Source organism: Clostridium sp. (genome assembly GCF_051654825.1).
Taxonomy (GTDB): domain Bacteria; phylum Bacillota; class Clostridia; order Clostridiales; family Clostridiaceae; genus Clostridium.
In genome coordinates this window covers 1-20,538 of sequence record NZ_JBOFYU010000229.1, presented here as the reverse complement: position 1 = coordinate 20,538, position 20,538 = coordinate 1, and the positions used below count along the sequence as shown (strand labels likewise).

The following is a 20,538-nucleotide window of genomic DNA, read 5'->3' as shown; positions in this document are numbered from 1 at the left end:
TATTACGTATCGTACTAAACCATCAGTTCTTATTATTTACATAGTTACCTATTTTTATTCACTATTTCTTTTCCTTTGATTCCTCAACCTTTTCAATCATAGTCGGTAAGTTATGCTTTTCTCTTATTTGATTTTCTATATCTAAAGCCACTTCTGGATTATCTCTTAGATAAATTTTAGCATTTTCTCTTCCTTGGCCTAATCTTATATCTCCATATGAGAACCAAGCCCCACTTTTTTGAACTATTGATTCTTTTACACCTACATCTACTATATTACCAGTTCTTGATATTCCTTCATTATACATAATATCAAATTCTGCTTGTTTAAATGGTGGTGCAACTTTGTTTTTCATTACCTTAACTCTTGTTCTGTTACCAACAATGCTTTCACCTTGCTTTATTGAATCAATTCTTCTTACATCTAATCTAACAGATGAATAGAATTTTAATGCTCTTCCTCCTGTTGTCGTTTCTGGATTACCAAACATTACTCCAACTTTTTCTCTAAGCTGATTTATAAATATAGCAACACAACCTGTTTTTTGAATTGTTCCTGTTAACTTTCTTAAAGCTTGTGACATAAGTCTAGCTTGAAGACCTACGTGTGAATCTCCCATTTCCCCTTCTATTTCGGCTCTTGGTACTAGGGCTGCAACTGAGTCAACTACTATTACATCTATAGCTCCTGAACGAACTAATGCCTCTGCAATTTCTAAACCTTGCTCACCTGTATCTGGTTGTGAAACTATTAAGCTTTCAGTATCAACACCTAAATTTCTAGCATAACTAGGATCTAAAGCATGCTCAGCATCTATAAATGCAACTGCTCCACCATTTTTTTGAGCTTCAGCAGCTATATGTAATGCAACTGTTGTTTTACCTGAACTTTCTGGTCCGTATATTTCTATGATTCTTCCCTTTGGTACTCCACCAATTCCTAGTGCTATATCTAAGTCAAGACACCCTGTTGAGATAGCATCTACATTTAATGAGCTATCTGCTCCTAGCTTCATTACTGAACCTTTTCCATATTGTTTTTCTATTTGGCTCATAGCATTTTCTATTGCCTTTAATTTTTCCATATCTATAGTAGCCATACTACACTCCCTCTCTTCTCGAACATCCGTTCTATTTATATTTAAATTATAGTCCATTTATTTAATTCCGTCAATAATATATTTTTATTATTTTAGTATATTAAAAGTTCCAACTAAAACCTAGATGGAACTTTCATTATAATTTTATCCAATTTTCAGATTTATAATCTATTTATTTGTATTAATTACTTTTCTATTTTTCTTAAAGTAATCATACCCAGAAATTATTGTAATTAACACAGCTGCTAACAGTAGATATTTAGGAGCATATACTATTAATCCCTTAAAGAACGTACTTCCACTAACTAAATTTATTAAGTATTCAGATGATCCTATGTTAACTTGAATTAATAGAGAAATAATAGCTGCTATTTGTATTACAGTTTTAACTTTCCCCCACCAACTAGCCGCAATAACTTTTCCATCTGATGCTGCAATAGTTCTTAATCCTGATACTGCAAACTCTCTAGCAATTATTACAACAGCTGCCCATGCTGGTACAACTTGTAAATCTACTAAAGATATAAGTGCAGCTGTAACTAAAAGTTTATCTGCTAACGGATCCATAAACTTTCCAAATGTAGTTATTTGATTTCTGCTTCTTGCTATATATCCATCTAGCTGATCTGTTAATGATGCTATTATAAATATAAATGTTGCAATAAAAGTTCCATAAGGAATTTCAGTAGCTGCTATAAATATCAAAAATAATGGTACTAAAAATATTCTTAGCATAGTTAATTTGTTAGCTAAATTCATCACATACCTCTCCAATTAAATCATACTCTAAAACTTCTGTAATTTTCACCTTTACTATATCGCCATTTTTAAGTTCATTTGATGTGTTAACATATATTACACCATCAATTTCAGGTGCCATCTCTGAACTTCTTCCAGTGAAATACTTACCTTTTCTTCCTTCTATAATAGTATCATAAACTTTCCCTATTTTCAATTTGTTTAAATCTTCTACCACAGCTTTTTGAGTAAGCATAAGTTCATTTTCTCTTTTATCTTTTACTTCCTCTTCAATTTGCCCATCCATTTTAGCTGCTGGTGTTCCCTCTTCTCTTGAATATTTAAACACACCTACATTATCAAGTTTATATTCCTTTAAGAAGTTATTAAGTTCATTAAAGTTTTCTTCACTTTCTCCTGGGAATCCAACTATTAATGAAGTTCTTAAAGTTATTCCTGGAACTTTCTCTCTTAATCTATCTATTTTATCTGTAATTGTCTTTTTATTTGTTCTTCTTGCCATTAATTTTAATATATCATCACTGATATGTTGAATTGGTAAATCTAAATATTTTACTACTTTTTTATTATTAGCTATTTCTTCTATTAACTCTTCTGTTATTTCTTCTGGATAACAGTAAAGTAATCTAATCCATTCAACACCTTGAACCTTTGATATTTCTTTTATAAGCTCGTGAAGTTTCTTTTCATTATAAATATCCATACCATAGAATGTTAAATCTTGAGCTATTAAGATTATTTCCTTAACTCCTTGGCTAGTTAATGACTCAACTTCTTCTAATATATTTTCTATTTTTCTACTTCTAAACTTACCTCTAATTTTAGGTATTATACAATATGTGCAGAAATTATCGCAACCTTCAGCAATTCTTACATATGCAGTATGTTTGTCCGTTGTTAATAATCTTATTCCTTCATTTATATGATTATCACTATATTCTGCTGAATAAACTCTCTTTTGATCCTTAGCAAAGTCTACAATAAGCTTATGAAGCTTCATATAATCATTAACACCCATTAATATATCTATTTCAGGCATTAATTCTAATAATTCATCTCCATATCTTTGAGTTAAGCACCCTGTAGCTATTAACATCTTACATTTATGCTTTGTTTTATATTCCGCCATTTCTAAAATAGTATCTATAGATTCCTGCTTGGCTTTTTCTATAAACCCACATGTGTTAACAATTATTATGTCAGCTTCCTTTGGGTCATTTGTTATTTCATAAAACTTATTTATTGTTCCAAGTATTAATTCCGAATCTACTCTATTTTTATCGCAGCCTAAGCTTACCATTCCTACCTTAAATTTTTCCAAAATTATTCCTCCTAAGTTGTATATAAGCTAAAATAATAATATATTACTTTATTTATAATCTTTTTATTTTTGAGCATAAATTTATTTTAATGTACCGCTATCATATTTACAAGCATTTTTAAATTATTGTTCTAATTCTTCTTTAGATACTAATACCTGTCTAGGCTTAGTCCCTTCCATAGGAGATATGATACCTTTATCTTCTAATTCATCCATAATTCTTGATGCTCTATTAAAACCTACTTTTAACTTTCTTTGAAGAAATGATGTAGATGCTTTGTTATATTCTACAACTATTTTTATTGCTTCTTCTAAAAGCTCATCTCCTTCTGAAGAGTCATCTCCTAATTGACGTCCTCCTTGAACACCATTTTCTATATGCTCTATAATAGATTCTTCATAATCTACAACATCTTCTTTATTTTTCACAAACGAAACTACCTTTTCAACTTCCTCTTCTGCAATAAAGGCTCCTTGAACTCTTAAAGGCTTACTTTCACCAATAGGACAATAAAGCATATCTCCTCTTCCTAAAAGCTTTTCCGCCCCTGTTGAATCTAAAATAGTTCTTGAATCTACTCCAGATGAAACTGCAAATGATATTCTTGATGGAATATTTGCTTTTATAACTCCTGTAATTACATCAACTGATGGTCTTTGAGTTGCTATAATAAGGTGCATACCTGCTGCTCTAGCCATTTGAGCTAGTCTACATATATAATCCTCCACATCATTTGGACACGCCATCATTAAGTCAGCAAGCTCATCTACAATCATCACAATATAAGGAAGCTTTTCTTCTACAATTCCTTTTTCAAACATGGAATTATAGCTTTCTATATTTCTGACACCTGAATCTGCAAATAATTTATACCTTTTATTCATTTCATTTACAGCCCAATTTAATGCTGCTGCTGCCTTTTTAGGGTCTGTAACAACAGGAATTAATAAATGTGGTATTCCATTATAAACACTTAACTCAACAACCTTAGGATCTACCATTAAAAGTTTAACATCATCAGGGCTATATTTATATAATAAGCTTACTATTAGTGTATTTATACATACTGATTTACCAGAACCAGTAGCTCCGGCTATAAGCATATGTGGCATTGTACTTAAATCCCCAACTACACATTTCCCTGCAATATCTTTCCCTAGAGCAAATGCTAGCTTTTTATTTGATGTCTTAAATTCCTTTGAATCTAAAACCTCTCTTAAAAATACAGGAGTTTGCTTTTTATTCGGAACCTCTATTCCTATTGCAGCCTTTCCTGGTATAGGAGCTTCCATTCTAACACCACTTGCCGCTAACCCTAATGCTATATCATCTTGAAGATTAACTATTTTAGAAACTTTCACTCCTGGACTAGGTTGAATTTCAAATCTAGTTACTGATGGCCCCTTTGTTACTTGAACAACCTTTGCATCAACTCCAAAATCATTTAATATACCTTCTAACTTTCCTGCATTTTCTATTAACTCTTTTTTATCTTCACTTCTCAACTTCATTTTAGAGTTTATATTTAATAAATCTACCGTTGGATGTAAATAAACTTTTTCTTCTTTTTTTTCTTCTATTAAACTACTTTCTATTTCCTTACTTACTACATCCTTAACTTCGCTATCTAACTTACTTTTCTTTCTTCCTTTTTCTTCATATCTTGGCTTATCATCGATAATATCTTTTTCTTCCTCTTTAGTTTTACCATCATCTCTAGAATTATTTTTTTCTGATTCATAAACTTCAATGTTAAATGGATTCCTATTAACTTTATCTGCTGCAACCTCATTAGAAGCAAACTCTCCATTTAAAGCATCTTCATCTAATGATGATGCTTTCATAAAATCTAATATTTTAATTTTATTATTTATACCTTTTATAAAATCTGCTCTTTCTTTCTCTTCTACCTTTGGTACTACATCAATAAAATCATTTTTAAAGCTTTTTACATCTTCATATTCTTCTTTTTCTTCTTTTTCTCTAGGCACAACTTTTCTTCTTACCTTTTTGTTTCCCATTTCCTCTTTAAAATATATTGCAACGTCATATAAAGTAATATCTAATATCAATATAGCACCAACTGCTCCAAATGCAGTGTACAATATATACGAACCTATATATCCTATTAGTTTTGCTAATGGATATGCAACTATAAAGCCTATAAAGCCACCATGAACTCCCCTATTTTTTAATACTTCACCAAAGGTTTCTGAAAAACCACCCTTAATATCTAAAACATGTAAGTTAACAGTTGCAAATCCAAGAATCAATATTAACACTAACAATGTTATTCCAAAAAAGCGCCTTGAAAACTGTAAACTTCCCTTAGATACTATACTATCTATTCCAAAATATATTAAATATGCTGGCAAAATAAAAGTTCCAATTCCAAGTAAATTATATATAAAATTTCGTGAAAAAACAGATAACGCTCCTGCCATTTGGGTATATATAGCTATAGCTAATAATACTCCTATGCATATATATGTTATCCCTTTAATATCACCATTTTTTTCTTTATCCTTGATTTTAGCATTGTTATTTTTATTCCCCTTACTTGCACTCTTTTTACTCTTCCCCCTAGCCAATTTACCACCTCTTTATTTTGACATTATTTGTAAGTTATTTATTTTCATAATATAATTATAAACATTTGAATAAAAAAAACAACCTTTGCAGCAAAAAGACAGAGGATATATTAATAAGTTAAAGCCTTACACCTTATCTTATTAATACGCTCTCTGCCTTATATTTTACATTATATTATTTTTCTGTTTTTTCTTCGTTTTCTTTAATTAGCTCTTTCAACTTATCTAGAGCATCTTTTATTCCTCCAACTTCATCAATTAATCCACATTCTACAGCTTGCTTTCCAATTAAAATAGTTCCCATATCATTAAGTAATTCATCAGATTTAAGCATCATATTTTTTAATTCTACTTTATCTATTTTTGATGTTCTTACTATAAAGTTGTCAATTCTTTCCTGCATTTTTTGGAAGTAATGGAACGTCTGAGCTACTCCAATTACAAATCCATTCATTCTAACTGGATGCACAATCATAGTTGCTGATGGTGTTATAAATGAATAGCTTGATGATGTTGCTAATGGTACTCCAATAGAGTGACCTCCACCTATAACTATTGAAACTGTTGGTTTAGATAATGTATTTATCATTTCAGCTATAGCCAATCCCGCCTCTACATCTCCACCTACAGTATTTAAAACTATAAGTATTCCTTTGACTTTTTCATTTTGCTCTATTGCTATTAATTGTGGTATTACATGTTCATACTTTGTCGCCTTAGTTTGAGGTGGCAAAACTTGATGCCCCTCTATTTGCCCTATTATAGGTAGTATTTGAACACTTTGATCTGGAGACATTGCATTAGCATTACCAAATTCTTTTATTTGTTCCCTCTTTTCCTTTGCCTCACTTACTTCTTCTTTACCTGATTCCTCTTTTTTACCTCTATCTGGTTCCTCTGACTTTAAATATTCATCTATATTCATAAAAATCTCCTCCTGTATAATAGTATTTTGTACAGGAGGAGATTTTTTATTCACCTAGATTAAATGCTTTGTGAAGTAAATTAATTGCTTCTGGCACATTTTCTGATTGTATTAAACACCAAATAGTCATATGAGAATCTGCTGTTTGAAGAACTTCTATATTATTTAATACTAAAGTATTTATTATTTTAGCCATAATACCTGGCACACCAGTCATTCCATGGCCTACCATAGCTATTGTACTACAATTTTCAATTATGCTATAAACAATATTAGCTTCATCTAAAACTCTTTTTAAAGTATCTTTTTCATAAGAATCAATTGTAAATATCTGTTCTGTCGGGAAGATATTTATAAGATCTAAGCTTATATGATTCTTAGCTAATATATCTAATAACCTTCTATAATCAGAAACATCTTTATTGTCCTTTAATCTTACCTTGACTTGAATTCTATCACTTAAATGTGTTATTCCTGATAATGAGCTATTTATACTATTAGCTCCAAGATTATTTATTAATGTTCCCTTGCAGTCATTCATAGTATTTTTTATAACTAAAGGTATATTACCTCTTCTAGCTAAATCTACAGCCTTAGGATGGATTACCTTAGCACCCTGATCTGCTAGTTGGAATACTTCATTATAGCTTATAACATCTATTAATGATGCATTATCAACTATTCTAGGGTCAGCTGTCATAATACCATCTACATCTGTATAAATCTCAATAGATTCTGCCTCTAAAGCTACACCTAAAATACAAGCTGAAGTATCACTTCCACCTCTTCCTAAAGTAGTATAATAACCTTTTTCAGTTACACCTTGAAATCCTGTAACTACTGGTACTTTTCCTGACTCTAAAATACTTTGAATCAATTCTGGTTTTGTATCAATAAGTTGTGCTTTTGTAAAAGAATCATTTGTTACAATACCTGCTTGACCTCCTGTTAAAGGAACTGACTGCACACCTGCATTTACTAATGCATTAGACATAACAACTGCACTAATTATTTCACCACAACACATTAACATATCTTGAGCTTGTTTGTTTTCTCTTTTAAAATTATTATCAAGTAATGATAATAATGTATCTGTTGCATAAGGAGCTCCTTTTCTACCCATTGCTGAAACTACAACGACAGGTGAATACCCCTCTTCAATAGCTTTTTTAACCTTTGCTACTACTTGTTCTCTTCTTTCCTCTGTTGATACAGATGTACCTCCAAATTTCTGCACGATAATCTTCAAGTAAAATTCCCCCCTAATATCTACACTCTTGCTCTTCTAATTTTTCCTCTGTCGGCAGATACTACTATTACATTGGCCCCAACCTTAGTAACGTATTCCCACGGTATTTCTACATACTCTCTTCCTCCGAAGAATCCAAATTTACTTCCAGCAACAGCTGCTACTATAAATTGTATATTGCCATTTTCATCAATTATAAAATCAAGTGCTTGTTGAGTATCATACTTTTCTGCTTCTTCTGTATTGAAAATTTCATATCTTTCTAAGTCACTTAGCAATCTATATTTTGAATCCATTCTAGCCTCTACGTCATAATACTCTTGTCTTCTTTTTTCCCCTCTAATCATATAAGCCTCCTCCTTATTCTCTTAAGTAAATCTTATGCGAAAAAAAGGTACTTTATTACATAATATTATGACAATTTAATTATATCTTAGTTTTACCATTTTTTCCAGTATTATCGTAAGCTCTAATATCATTCTCTACCATAAGATTTAGCTTTTCCCATTCTATATCTTGACCTACATAAGCTGAGCTTATAATTCCTGGTTTAAAACACGTCTCCAATACATATTCTATGTCATCATTGTTTATATTGTTAATTTTTTCAATAACTTCATCTTGTGTTTTTATTTTATTTTGAAGTAAAACACATTTTGCATTAGCAAACATCCTAGAAGATGTACTTTCTAAGCCTAAAATATAATTTGCTTTTATTTTTTCCTTATTTATCTCTAAAAGCTCTTTACTTATACCATTACTAGCAAATTTTTTTATTTCGTCATTTATTACCGATAAAGCTTTATCAGCATACTGCTTACTTAAGCCTGTATATATATTTACGAGTCCTGTTCCTAAATAAGGATGACCATAAGCATATATTGTATAACATAAGCCTAATTCCTCTCTTACCTTTTGGAATAATATAGATGAAGCTCCACCTCCAAAAATATTATTTAATAAAACTAAAGAATAACCTTTATCATGAGCATAAGGTAAACCCTTATAAGCTAAATTAATATGAAGTTGTTCAATTTGTTTATTTGTATATTTGCTTCCATTAAGTAAAATAGGATTTTCATAGGTTGGAATATATATTCTTCCATCTCCCCACTTCCCAAAATACTCTTCTATCATTTTTATTACTTCTTTTTCATCAAACTTACCACAAATAGATATTACAGAATTATAAGGAGTATATTTATCAGCAATAAAATCTAATATTTTCTTTCTATTAAAGGATTTCACTGTATCTATAGTACCTAATATAGGATATGATAATGGATTTTCACCAAATATAGCTTTAGATTGATTATTATCTAAAACATCTTCTGGAGTATCCTCACTCATATTTATTTCTTCTATAACGACACCTTTTTCCTTTTCTATTTCCTCTTCATCAAAATTAGAATTTAACATCATATCTGATAATATATCTAAAGAAAGCTTTAAATGAGTGTTTAACGCCTTAATATAATAGCAAGTTGCTTCTTTGCTAGTATATGCATTTATCTGTCCACCTACATTTTCTATTTCTTGAACTATTTCCTTTGAAGTTCTTTTCGTCGTTCCTTTAAAAAACATATGCTCAATAAAATGAGAAATCCCATTTATATTTAAATCTTCATTCCTTGATCCATTTTGAACCATAACTCCCACGCTTATTGAATTAACATGTTCAATATATTCTGTTACTACTCTTAAGCCATTTTTAAGTGTATATAAATTATGCATAAAGCCTCCTATAAGCTCTTTAATAGTATTTTTCATTCGCTTCTAGTTTATTTCAAGAATATTAAAATTATTCTAAATAAAGAAAAAAGGCAATAAATTGCCCTTTTGTTACAACTATTTATTCTGATACTTCTTCTGACTTTTCTTCATCTTCAACTAAAGCATCTTTTCTTGAAAGATTTACTCTTCCTTGACTATCTATTTCAGTTACTTTAACTAAAATTTCATCACCAACAGCTACAACATCTTCTACTTTATTTACTCTAGCTTTATCAAGCTTTGATATATGACATAATCCTTCTTTATTAGGAAGAATTTCTACAAACGCTCCAAATGTAGCTATCTTTGTAACTTTTCCTAAGTATATTTCTCCAGCTTTAACTTCTTTAGTTAAACCTTCTATTATACTTATTGCTTTATTTACACCATCATGATCTGCTGATGATACAAATACAGTTCCATCTTCTTGGATATCTATTTTTACACCAGTTTCTTCAATTATCTTATTGATAACTTTTCCACCAGCTCCTATAACATCTCTGATTTTTTCTGGATCTATATTGATTATTGAAGTTTTAGGTGCATATGTTGATACTTCTTTTCTTGCTTGTGGTATACACGCTTCCATTTTTTCTAAAATGTGAAGTCTAGCTTTTCTAGCATCTTTAATAGCATCTTCAATTACCTTAAAGCTTAATCCCTTAATTTTTGTATCTACTTGGATTGATGTAATACCTTCAGTAGTTCCTGCAACCTTAAAGTCCATATCTGCAAAGAAGTCTTCTATTCCTTGAATATCAGTTAATACTTCTTCTCTTGAAAGGTCTTCTGATGTTATTAATCCCATTGCAATACCAGCAGCTGGTCTCTTTAATGGTACACCTGCATCTAAAAGTGCTAATGTACTACCACAAACTGATGCTTGTGATGTTGAACCATTTGAGCTAAGTACTTCTGATACTAATCTTATAGTATATGGGAATTCTTCTTGTGAAGGAATTAATGGTTCTAAAGCTCTTTCTGCTAAAGCTCCGTGACCTATTTCTCTTCTTCCTGGTCCTCTTAACGGTCTAACTTCTCCTACTGAATATGCTGGGAAATTATAGTGATGCATATATCTCTTTGATTCAGCTTCACCTATACCATCTATTATTTGTATATCACCTACAGCCCCTAATGTAGCTACAGTCATTACTTGAGTTAATCCTCTAGTAAATAACCCAGTACCATGAGTTCTAGGTAATATTCCTACATCACAGCTTATTTTTCTTACTTGGTCGAATGCTCTTTCATCAGGTCTTCTATGATGATTTAAAAGCATATCTCTAACAACTTCTTTTTGCATTGTGTATAATATTTCTTTTAAATCCCCTATGCATTCAGCATATTTTTCTTCAAATTCTGCATAAACCTTTTCAGTTACTATATCCATAGCTGCATTTCTTTCATCTTTATCTGAAATCCACATAGCTTCTTTTACCATTTCACCTGCAAAAGCTTCTGCTGCTGCTTCTAATTCAGCATTTACTTTATAAAGTTCTGGCACCATCTTTTCTTTACCAAACTTAGCCATAGCCTCTTCTTGGAATTTAATTATATCTTGACACTTATCAAATCCAAACTTAATTGCATCTATCATAGTATCTTCAGGAATTTCTTGTCCTCCAGCTTCTATCATCATAACTCTTTCGCTAGTTGCACAAACAGTTAATTCTAATATGCTTTCTTCTCTTTCTTTTGATGTTGGATTTAAAATAAAGTTTCCATCGATTAGACCTACTTGCACTGCTGCAACTGGTGTTGAGAACGGAATACTTGATAAGCATAATGCTGTTGATGCTGCATTAATTGCTAATATTTCTGGTAGGTTGTCTTTTTCTACTGAGACTACTGTACAAACTACTTGAACATCATTTCTATATCCTTTCGGGAATAAAGGTCTTAAAGGTCTATCAACTGCTCTTCCGAAAAGTATAGCATTTTCTGAAGGTCTTCCCTCTCTCTTAATAAATCCACCTGGGATTTTTCCTACTGAATATAGTCTTTCCTCATACTCCACGCTTAATGGGAAGAAATCTATCCCATCTCTAGGTTTTTCTGAAGCATTGACATTTGTCATTATAACTGTATCTCCATAGCTTACAAAAGCTGCTACATTTGATAACATACCAACTTTTCCAAACTCAACTTTTAACTCTCTTCCTGCTATAGTTGTTTGAATTACATTGTTCATTTTGTAACCTCCCTTCAGGTTCTCATATCATAAATTGTATTTATTATATCAAATATTTGTTTTAATAAAATAATAGAGCGGCTTAAAAACCGCTCTACAGACTATCTTCTTAAGCCTAATTTTTTGATTATTTCTCTGTATCTTTCGATATCTTGATCTGCTAAGTAATTTAAAAGACCTCTTCTTGAACCAACCATCATTAAAAGACCTCTTCTTGAGTGGTGATCTTTCTTGTGCATTTTTAAGTGTCCAGTTAAAGAATTGATTCTTTCTGTTAATAATGCTATTTGCACTTCTGGTGAACCAGTATCTCCTTCGTGTCTAGCATGTTCTCTTATTATTTCTTGCTTTCTTATTGCGTCCATTATGCGCACCTCCGTAAAATTATCCCCTATATCCATGAAATGAGATAGCCTCCTCAAATCTTAGAAGTAGGTTCTTCATGAGTTATTATAACAAATGCTTTTTAACTTGTAAATTAATTTTTAATTATTTAACATAATTTTTTTATTTTCTAAGGCAAACTCCTTATCCTTAAATAGCTGATTAACTAATTCATCAAGAGAATTAAATTTTTTTTCATCTCTAATTCTTTCGATAAAATAGACTTCTATTTCTTCATCATAAATCATACTGTTAAAATCTAAAATATAAGTCTCTATAGTTAATTGTTGCCCATTTACAGTAGGATTATTCCCAACAGAAGTAATTCCTTTGAATAATTTCCCATTCCAAGCTACATTTGTGTAGTAAACTCCTATTTTAGGAATTATTACATCTTCATTGAAAGATAAATTTGCAGTTGGAAAACCTATTGTTCTTCCAAGCTTTTTACCATGCGTTACCTTTCCTCTTATCATAAATGGCCTAGATAACATTTCAAAGGCTTCAGAAACTTTCCCTTCTTGAATACTTCCTCTTACTCTTGTACTGCTTATTATGTCTTCCTTATACTTATAAGGTTCCATAACATGAAGTTCGTAGTTATATTTATTTTTTAGCTTTTCTAAAAGATGAACATCACCTTGATTTTTATGGCCAAATCTAAAATTAAAACCTACTACTATTCCTTTTACATTATAATCTTCACAAAGAAGCTTTATAAAATCTTCAGGAGACATCTTCATAAACTCTTGTGTAAAATTTCTAAGAGCTACTACATCTATTTTTTCTTTTTCTAAGCATTGAATTTTACTTTGTAAATCCATTATTAGCTTAGGAGCTAAATCTTTATTAATTAAAGCTCTTGGATGATTTATATATGTAAAAACCATACTATTTGCATTTTTCTCCCTAGCCATCTCTACTACTTTTTTTATAAGCGATAAGTGACCTAGATGTAATCCATCAAAGCTTCCAAGAGCAACATAGTTGTCCTTATGTTTATCCTTTATAATAATATCGTTTAATACTATCATATTATTGTCTCCTAATTGTTTAATAATTTTTCTATTTTAAAGCCTTGGCTATCTTTGCTTCCTAATCCTATAAAACAATTTTCTTCATCATACACTCTATATAGCTTATTTAGCTCTATATTGTCTAAACTAAGTCTTTTATCAAAAACCCTTACTCCATTTATAAGAAGCTTTGCGTATTTATTTCCAACAGTAATCTTTTCATAAATATTCAATGCATCTTCTATAGAGATTAAATAGTTTTCTATATTTTCCTCAGTTAAGTCATCTATATTTATAGAATGCTCTTCATTAAATATTGAAGTTTTAAATCTCTTTAAGTCAGTCATAGCAGCCCCTACTCCTAGAGTTTCTCCAATATCTAAACAAAGACTTCTTATATATGTTCCCTTTGAACAAGTTACCCTCATTTTTACATAAGGATTATTTATTTCAATGTCTTCAATATTATATATGGTAATTAATCTACCTTCTCTATGAACTTCTATACCTTTTCTGGCAAGTTCATAAAGTCTAACACCATTTTGCTTTAATGCTGAATACATCGGAGGAACTTGTGAATACTCACCCTTAAATGAATTTACAGCCTTTAATATCTCATCATCATTTAAGTGACTTGTATCCTTTTCTTCTATTACTTCTCCCTCTAAATCATATGTAGTAGTTTTTAAACCTAATTTAAATTCAACATCATATCCTTTTTCAGAATTCATAATATAATCTATTATTTTAGTAGCTTTTCCTATACAAACAGGAAGAACACCAGTAGCCTCTGGATCTAGAGTCCCTGTATGTCCAACTTTACCTGTTTTTGCAACTTTTTTTATTTTTCTAACAACATCAAAAGATGTCATTCCTTTATTTTTGAAAATATTAATTACGCCATTCATTAACGTAACTCCATTTCAATTTGCTCTAGGATTTTATCCTTTGCTTCATCCATGCAAATTCCATTAAGAGTAATTCCAGAAGCCTTTGTATGACCTCCGCCTCCTAAGTTTTCAGCTACAGCTCTTACATCAAAGTTAGTCTTTGATCTTAAGCTAGCTTTTGATCCATTTTCTGTTTCCTTAATAAGCACTGAAACTTCTACACCTTTAATTTGTAAACCAAAGGATATAATATCGGAAGTATCTCCAAGTTCAATACCTAATTCTTCTGCATAGCACATAGGAATTTGTATTAAAGCTACTTTTCTATCTAATAGAAGTTCCATCTTATCTAAGGCCTTACCAATCAGCCTTATCTTTTGGAAACTTTTATTATCAAATAAACTTTGATATATATAAGTGTTATCAACACCTAATTTCTTTAATTTAGCTGCTATAGTATGAGTTTTTTCTCTTACATTAGAATGCCTAAATGCTCCTGTGTCTGTAACTAAAGATGTATATAGACACGTTCCTATTTGCTTATTTGAAATAGTATATTCATCAAAATTCACACCTAAGTATTCTAATAAATCATATACTATTTCTGCTGTTGCAGCAGCCTTTACATCAACAAAGTTTTCATCACCATAATAATCGTTAGATATATGATGATCCACATTTATAAGCTTTCCTCTAAATCCTTTAAGGTTAGCTGAAACTCTTTCATAATTTCCACAATCTAAAACTATTACTGTATCAGTTCCCTCTAAAGGTTCTAAAACTTCTCCTGTTGCCTCTTCAGCTAAAGGTAGAAAGTATAGGTTATCTGAAAGCTTATCTTTTGATATTAGATAAGCATTTTTATTTAAACTTCTTAAACCAGCTAATAATCCTAATGCACTACCTACAGCATCACCATCAGGTGATGCATGGTAGGTAATACCTATTTTATTACTTTTTAAAAGACTCTTACTTATATCAATTAAAGACATATTACTTTTCCTTAACCCTTTCTATTAGAGCTCCTATCTTCATTCCATAGTTGATAGAGTCATCTAATTCAAAGATAACTTGTGGAGTATTTCTTAAATTGATTCTTCTACCAATTTCTCTTCTTATATACCCACTAGCACTTTTTAATGCTGCAAATGTATCCTTTTTCTCTTCTTCATTTTTTCCAAAGATACTAACAAATACTTTCGCATATCTTAAATCTTTTGTAACTTCAACAGATGTAACTGAAACCATTGCTGTCATTCTAGGGTCTTTAATTTCATCTCTTATAATTACACTGATTTCTCTTTTAACTTCTTCGTTTATTCTTCCACCTCTGTAGTTAGCCATTCAAAATCACCTCTTTATATTAAAGCTCTTTTCTCTTGATTGCTTCCATTGTGTATGATTCTATTATATCGCCTTCTTTAAGGTCATTGAATTTCTCAACGCTTAAACCACATTCATATCCTGTGTTTACTTCCTTAACATCGTCTTTAAATCTCTTTAATGAAGCTAGTTTTGATTCAAATATAACTATTCCTTCTCTTATAACTCTTATATCTGAATTTCTTAATATTTTACCATTTAAAACGTATGAACCAGCAATTGTTCCTACATTTGAAATCTTATAAACTAATCTTACTTCAGCTTTACCATTTATAACTTCTTTATATTCTGGATCAAGCATACCTATCATAGCTGATTTAACATCTTCTATTGCATCGTAGATAATTCTATAAGTTTTAATATCAACACCATCTCTATCAGCAATTACTCCTGCATTATTATCAGGTCTAACGTTAAATCCTATTAATAAAGCGTTAGATGCTGTTGCTAATGTTACATCTGTTTCAGTTATAGCTCCAACACCACTGTGTATAACTCTAACCTTAACATCATCTGTTGAAAGCTTTTCTAATGATTGCTTTATAGCTTGAACTGAACCTTGTACGTCAGCCTTAACTATTATTGAAAGTTCCTTTACAGTTCCTTCTTGAATTTGGCTATATAAATCTTCAAGAGATACTCTGTTTGCTGAGTGGAAGCTTTCATCTTTTATTTTTTGCTTTCTAGTTTCAGCCATATTTCTAGCAGTTTTTTCATCTTTAACTACTGCAAATCTATCTCCTGCTGCTGGAACTTCTGAAAGACCTAATATCTCAACTGGAATTGATGGCCCTGCTGATTTAATTTTCTTTCCTTTATCATCAAACATTGCTCTTATTCTACCATAAGTAGATCCAACTAATATTGCATCTCCTACATGTAAAGTACCATTTTGGATAAGTAAAGTAGCAACTGCTCCTCTTCCCTTATCAAGCTTTGCCTCTATAACTGTTCCCTTAGCTTTTCTGTTTGGATCTGCTTGTAATTCAGCCATTTCAGAAGTTAATAATACCATTTCTAGTAATTGCTCTAAGTTTTCACCTGTCTTAGCTGATACTGGTACACATATTGTATCTCCACCCCAGTCTTCTGATACTAATCCATGTTCAGTTAATTCTTGCTTAACTCTTTCTGGATCAGCTCCTGGTCTATCCATTTTGTTTATAGCTATTATCATAGGAACTTCAGCTGCTTTACAGTGATTTATAGCTTCTTTTGTTTGTGGCATTATTCCATCATCTGCTGCAACAACTAAAATAACTACATCTGTAACTTGTGCTCCTCTTGCTCTCATTGCTGTGAAAGCTTCATGTCCTGGTGTATCTAAGAATGTTAATTTTTCTCCATTAACATTTACTGTATAAGCACCTATATGTTGAGTTATTCCACCAGCTTCTGAAGCTGTAACCTTAGCTTTTCTTATAGCATCTAATAAAGATGTCTTACCATGGTCAACGTGTCCCATAACAGTAACAATTGGTGGTCTCTTAACTAATGCTTCTTCGTCTACTATTTCTTCTTCAAAAGTATCTAATTCTTCTACTTCTTCTTTTTTAGCAACTAAGCACTCATATTTTTCACATACTTTTTCAGCTGTAGCATAATCTATTTCTTGGTTAATAGCTGCCATAACTCCTGTGAATATTAAAGTTCTTATTACATCAGCAGATGGTTTACCTAACTTTTCAGCTAGTTCTTTTACAGTAATAGTTTCACCCATTTCTATAACTCCTGAACCACCTTCTCCGTAGCTTATGTTTTTTTCTTCTTCATCTTCGTCTCTTTTTCTCTTTTTCTTTTTAGCTTGATTATTTACAGATTCAGCTAATTCATTTTCATATTCTTGAACAATTGAACTTTCTTCGCTTCCACCTAATAATTCTTTTATTAATTCAGCATCTTCATCTTCAATTACGCTCATATGATTTTTCACATCTACGCTAAATTCTTCCATTAATAACGTTATAAGATCTTTTGAACTTACATTAAGTTCTTTTGCCAATTCATATACTCTGATTTTTGACAATAAAATCACCCCCGGTTAAATTTGTGCCTTTCCCTCTTGGTAAAGGGTAATAAGCTTTTTTGCTATATTTTCATCACTTATAGCGATTACTTTTACTTCTTCTCTTCCTATTGGGTATCCTAGTTCTTCCTTAGAGAAATCCTCTATGTACGGAATATTTTTAATAGTGCAATGATTTACAAATTTCTTTCTAGTGCTATTTGATGCATCATTAGAAATTACTATAAGAAATAATTTTGTTCTATTTCTTTGTTCATCACACTTACTATACCCTTCAATTATATTTCCAGACCTTTTAGCTAATCCTAAGAAATTAAAAAATTTATTCATTTCCTATCTCTTCCCTTAATCTATTATAAATAGTCTCATCTATTGATATATCTAAGTTTCTACTAAGTCTCTTAGCTTTAAAAGCCTTTTCTAAACAATTTAGATCCTTGCATATGTATGCGCCTCTTCCAGACTTTTTACCAGTTAAATCTACTGAAACTTCATTTTCTGGAGTTTTAACTACTCTAATAAGTTCTCTTTTTGGCTTCATTTCCATACAACCTGTGCACATTCTCATTGGGATTTTCTTCACTTTCATAAAAAAATCCTCCTATTCAGCTGATTCTTCTATTACTTCTGAAACTTCAGTAGTCTTTGCAGCTTCTGCTTGTGACTTGCTCTTTATATCAATTTTCCAACCAGTTAATTTTGCTGCAAGTCTAACATTTTGACCTTCTTTACCTATTGCTAATGAAAGTTGATTATCTTCAACAACAACTTTTGCTGATTTTGAATCTTCATCTACCTTAACATCTAAAACTCTTGATGGGCTTAAAGCGCTAGCAATAAATTCTTCTGGATTTTTGCTCCATTTAATTATGTCAATTTTTTCACCTTTTAGCTCATTAACTATGTTTTGAACTCTTACTCCCTTAGGACCAACACATGCTCCCATTGGATCAACATTTTCATCATTTGAATAAACAGCTATTTTACTTCTTGATCCTGCTTCTCTTGATATACTCTTAATTTCAACTACACCTTCGAAGATTTCTGGAACTTCAAGTTCAAATAATCTCTTTACTAAACCTGGATGTGTTCTTGAAACTAAAACTTGAGCTCCCTTTGAACCATTTTTAACTTCAACAACATAAAGCTTTAACTTTTCGTTAAATCTATAGTCTTCAGCAGGCATTTGTTCGTTTGGTCCTATAACACCTTCTATTCTTCCAAGGTTAACAAAAACATTCCCCTTATCTTTTCTAAGAATAGTTCCAGTAATTATATCAAACTCTTGCTCTTTATATTCTGAATAAACTATTGTTCTTTCTGCTTCTCTTATTCTTTGAGTAACTACACCCTTAGCTAATTGAGCTGCAACTCTTCCAAAATTCTTTGGTGTTACCTCTAAATCAACTATATCATCTAAATCATATCTTGGGCTTATTTCTTTGGCTTCTTCTATTGATATTTCAGTTACTGTATCATATACATCTTCTACAACTACCTTTTGTGCGTAAACGTGTATTTCACCTGTTTCCCTATCAATAGTAACTTTAACGTTTTGAGCTGCAGTCGTTGGACTAGCATAGTTTTTCTTATATGCAGCCACTAATGCATCCTCTATCGTTGTAAATATTAAATCTTCGCTAATCCCCTTGTCTTTGACAATTTCTTTAAGAGCACCTATAAACTCTTGGTTCATCTTTACACCCTCCTTATTAAATTTCCCCTTGTAAATTTGCTGATTTTATTTTATCTTTTGGAACAGTAACTACTTCTTCAGCTTCTATAACTACTGAATCATTAGTAACTTCCTTTAAGATACCTTTTACATTTTTTCTTCCGTCTAGTGATTTTGTAAATCTAACTAAAACTTCTTTGCCTAATTGCTTTTCAAAGTGTACATCTGTATATAATCCTCTATTAAGACCTGGTGATGACACTTCAAGGAAGTATGCTTCTTTAATTGGATCTTTTTCATCCATTATGTCGCTTACTCTTCTTGATAAAGCTTCACAATCAGATAACTTAATTCCGCCTTCCTTATCTATATATATTCTTAAATAGTATTCTCCATTTTCTTTAACATACTCAATATGATAAATTTCATAGTTTAGTTCATCGGCTATAGGTCTTACTAATTGATCAATACTTTCTATTAAGGCATCAATTTTCATACTAACCCTCCTTTTCTATATTCAGTTGTGTTACAAAAGTAACTTACTTATAATTTACCCATAAAACATAATTTCTAAAATTATATTTTATTATTTAACTATATGAAAAACGCAACTAATAGTAGTTGCGTTTAAACAGAAAGAGCGGGTAATTATCATTCCCACTCTAATCATCAGCTATTAGTAAATCACTTCTTACCATATCTTATCATAGTTTACTAACAAACACAAGAGGTAAGCTACATATTTTAATGTAGCTTACATTTATTACATGCCCTTAATGCTTGTTTTTTATACTAAATCTTAAAATAATGATAATTGATTTGTTTCAGACATTCCTTCTAAACACCCATGATTTCCTAAAGTTTCTATTGCTGTTTTAGATATCTTAGATCTTAATCTTAAATCTTCTTTAGAAATAAACTCACCATCTTTTCTTGCTTCAACAATACTTTTTGCTGCATTTTCTCCAATTCCTTGAAGTGCATTTATAGGTGGCCTTATTCCATCTTCTTCAATTTTAAATTTAACTGCTTCTGATTTATAAAGGTCAACTTTTAAGAATTTAAAGCCTCTTGCATAAAGTTCATAGGATAATTCAAGAACTGTAATCATCCCTTTATCCTTTGCCGTAACCTTATTACCTAAGTCATATAATTCTTTCAATTTCGCTTCTATTGCTCCAGGACCTTTACATATTAAATCTGCGTCAAAATCATCTGCTCTTACTGTAAAGTAAGTTGTATAATATGCTTC

The 20,538-nt window shown here is 30.9% G+C and carries 19 protein-coding genes and 1 pseudogene; all 20 read right to left on the bottom strand.

All coding sequences use genetic code 11. The features are described from left to right. Positions 1-61 precede the first annotated feature (61 nt). Positions 62-1,099 carry a recombinase RecA gene (recA, locus tag ACRDBA_RS13755; protein ID WP_438573497.1) on the bottom strand — a complete coding sequence of 346 codons (1,038 nt, stop codon included), beginning with the start codon at positions 1,097-1,099 and terminating at the stop codon, positions 62-64. A 168-nt stretch (positions 1,100-1,267) separates the two neighbouring features. Then, positions 1,268-1,858 carry a CDP-diacylglycerol--glycerol-3-phosphate 3-phosphatidyltransferase gene (gene pgsA / locus ACRDBA_RS13750; protein ID WP_438573496.1) on the bottom strand — a complete coding sequence of 197 codons (591 nt, stop codon included), beginning with the start codon at positions 1,856-1,858 and terminating at the stop codon, positions 1,268-1,270. Next, on the bottom strand, positions 1,845-3,179 hold the full coding sequence (rimO, locus tag ACRDBA_RS13745) for a 30S ribosomal protein S12 methylthiotransferase RimO (RefSeq protein ID WP_438573495.1): 1,335 nt from the start codon (positions 3,177-3,179) through the stop codon (positions 1,845-1,847). The genes pgsA and rimO overlap by 14 nt, the downstream gene beginning before the upstream one ends. 123 nt (positions 3,180-3,302) lie before the next feature. Then, positions 3,303-5,771 (bottom strand): DNA translocase FtsK 4TM domain-containing protein, encoded by a 2,469-nt coding sequence (locus ACRDBA_RS13740; RefSeq protein ID WP_438573494.1) that lies wholly within the window; start codon positions 5,769-5,771, stop codon positions 3,303-3,305. A 175-nt stretch (positions 5,772-5,946) separates the two neighbouring features. Further along, a complete protein-coding gene (locus ACRDBA_RS13735; protein ID WP_438573493.1) occupies positions 5,947-6,696 on the bottom strand; it encodes a ClpP family protease in 750 nt (249 codons plus the stop codon). Between the two features lie 46 nt (positions 6,697-6,742). Further along, positions 6,743-7,945: an aspartate kinase gene (gene dapG, locus ACRDBA_RS13730; protein WP_438573492.1), complete on the bottom strand. Its 1,203-nt coding sequence runs from the start codon at positions 7,943-7,945 to the stop codon at positions 6,743-6,745. A 20-nt stretch (positions 7,946-7,965) separates the two neighbouring features. Then, positions 7,966-8,292 (bottom strand): YlmC/YmxH family sporulation protein, encoded by a 327-nt coding sequence (locus ACRDBA_RS13725; protein ID WP_438573491.1) that lies wholly within the window; start codon positions 8,290-8,292, stop codon positions 7,966-7,968. Positions 8,293-8,371: 79 nt separating this feature from the next. Beyond that, positions 8,372-9,679 carry a M16 family metallopeptidase gene (locus ACRDBA_RS13720; protein ID WP_438573490.1) on the bottom strand — a complete coding sequence of 436 codons (1,308 nt, stop codon included), beginning with the start codon at positions 9,677-9,679 and terminating at the stop codon, positions 8,372-8,374. A 118-nt stretch (positions 9,680-9,797) separates the two neighbouring features. Further along, a complete protein-coding gene (locus ACRDBA_RS13715) occupies positions 9,798-11,912 on the bottom strand; it encodes a polyribonucleotide nucleotidyltransferase (RefSeq protein ID WP_438573489.1) in 2,115 nt (704 codons plus the stop codon). Between the two features lie 101 nt (positions 11,913-12,013). After that, the gene (gene rpsO, locus ACRDBA_RS13710) at positions 12,014-12,277 is read right to left on the bottom strand and encodes a 30S ribosomal protein S15 (RefSeq protein WP_438573488.1); all 264 of its coding nucleotides are present in this window, start codon (positions 12,275-12,277) and stop codon (positions 12,014-12,016) included. A 120-nt stretch (positions 12,278-12,397) separates the two neighbouring features. Further along, positions 12,398-13,330, bottom strand: a complete 933-nt coding sequence (locus tag ACRDBA_RS13705; protein WP_438573487.1) for a bifunctional riboflavin kinase/FAD synthetase — start codon at positions 13,328-13,330, stop codon at positions 12,398-12,400. 11 nt (positions 13,331-13,341) lie between these two features. Beyond that, positions 13,342-14,220 (bottom strand): tRNA pseudouridine(55) synthase TruB, encoded by an 879-nt coding sequence (truB, locus tag ACRDBA_RS13700; RefSeq protein ID WP_438573486.1) that lies wholly within the window; start codon positions 14,218-14,220, stop codon positions 13,342-13,344. Beyond that, complete coding sequence (locus ACRDBA_RS13695) at positions 14,220-15,194, bottom strand: DHH family phosphoesterase (RefSeq protein WP_438573485.1); 975 nt, start codon at positions 15,192-15,194, stop codon at positions 14,220-14,222. The genes truB and ACRDBA_RS13695 overlap by 1 nt, the downstream gene beginning before the upstream one ends. 1 nt (position 15,195) lies before the next feature. Continuing rightward, positions 15,196-15,546 (bottom strand): 30S ribosome-binding factor RbfA, encoded by a 351-nt coding sequence (rbfA, locus tag ACRDBA_RS13690; RefSeq protein ID WP_438573484.1) that lies wholly within the window; start codon positions 15,544-15,546, stop codon positions 15,196-15,198. 19 nt (positions 15,547-15,565) lie between these two features. Beyond that, positions 15,566-17,611 carry a translation initiation factor IF-2 gene (gene infB, locus ACRDBA_RS13685; protein WP_438573483.1) on the bottom strand — a complete coding sequence of 682 codons (2,046 nt, stop codon included), beginning with the start codon at positions 17,609-17,611 and terminating at the stop codon, positions 15,566-15,568. 15 nt (positions 17,612-17,626) lie between these two features. Continuing rightward, on the bottom strand, positions 17,627-17,941 hold the full coding sequence (locus ACRDBA_RS13680; RefSeq protein ID WP_438573482.1) for a ribosomal L7Ae/L30e/S12e/Gadd45 family protein: 315 nt from the start codon (positions 17,939-17,941) through the stop codon (positions 17,627-17,629). Then, positions 17,934-18,200, bottom strand: a complete 267-nt coding sequence (rnpM, locus tag ACRDBA_RS13675; RefSeq protein ID WP_438573481.1) for an RNase P modulator RnpM — start codon at positions 18,198-18,200, stop codon at positions 17,934-17,936. The genes ACRDBA_RS13680 and rnpM overlap by 8 nt, the downstream gene beginning before the upstream one ends. Positions 18,201-18,212: 12 nt before the next feature. Beyond that, positions 18,213-19,307, bottom strand: a complete 1,095-nt coding sequence (gene nusA, locus ACRDBA_RS13670) for a transcription termination factor NusA (RefSeq protein ID WP_438573480.1) — start codon at positions 19,305-19,307, stop codon at positions 18,213-18,215. Positions 19,308-19,323: 16 nt separating this feature from the next. Continuing rightward, complete coding sequence (rimP, locus tag ACRDBA_RS13665) at positions 19,324-19,782, bottom strand: ribosome maturation factor RimP (RefSeq protein WP_438573479.1); 459 nt, start codon at positions 19,780-19,782, stop codon at positions 19,324-19,326. A 303-nt stretch (positions 19,783-20,085) separates the two neighbouring features. Next, positions 20,086-20,538, bottom strand: a pseudogene (gene polC / locus ACRDBA_RS13660) (PolC-type DNA polymerase III); the annotation flags it as partial.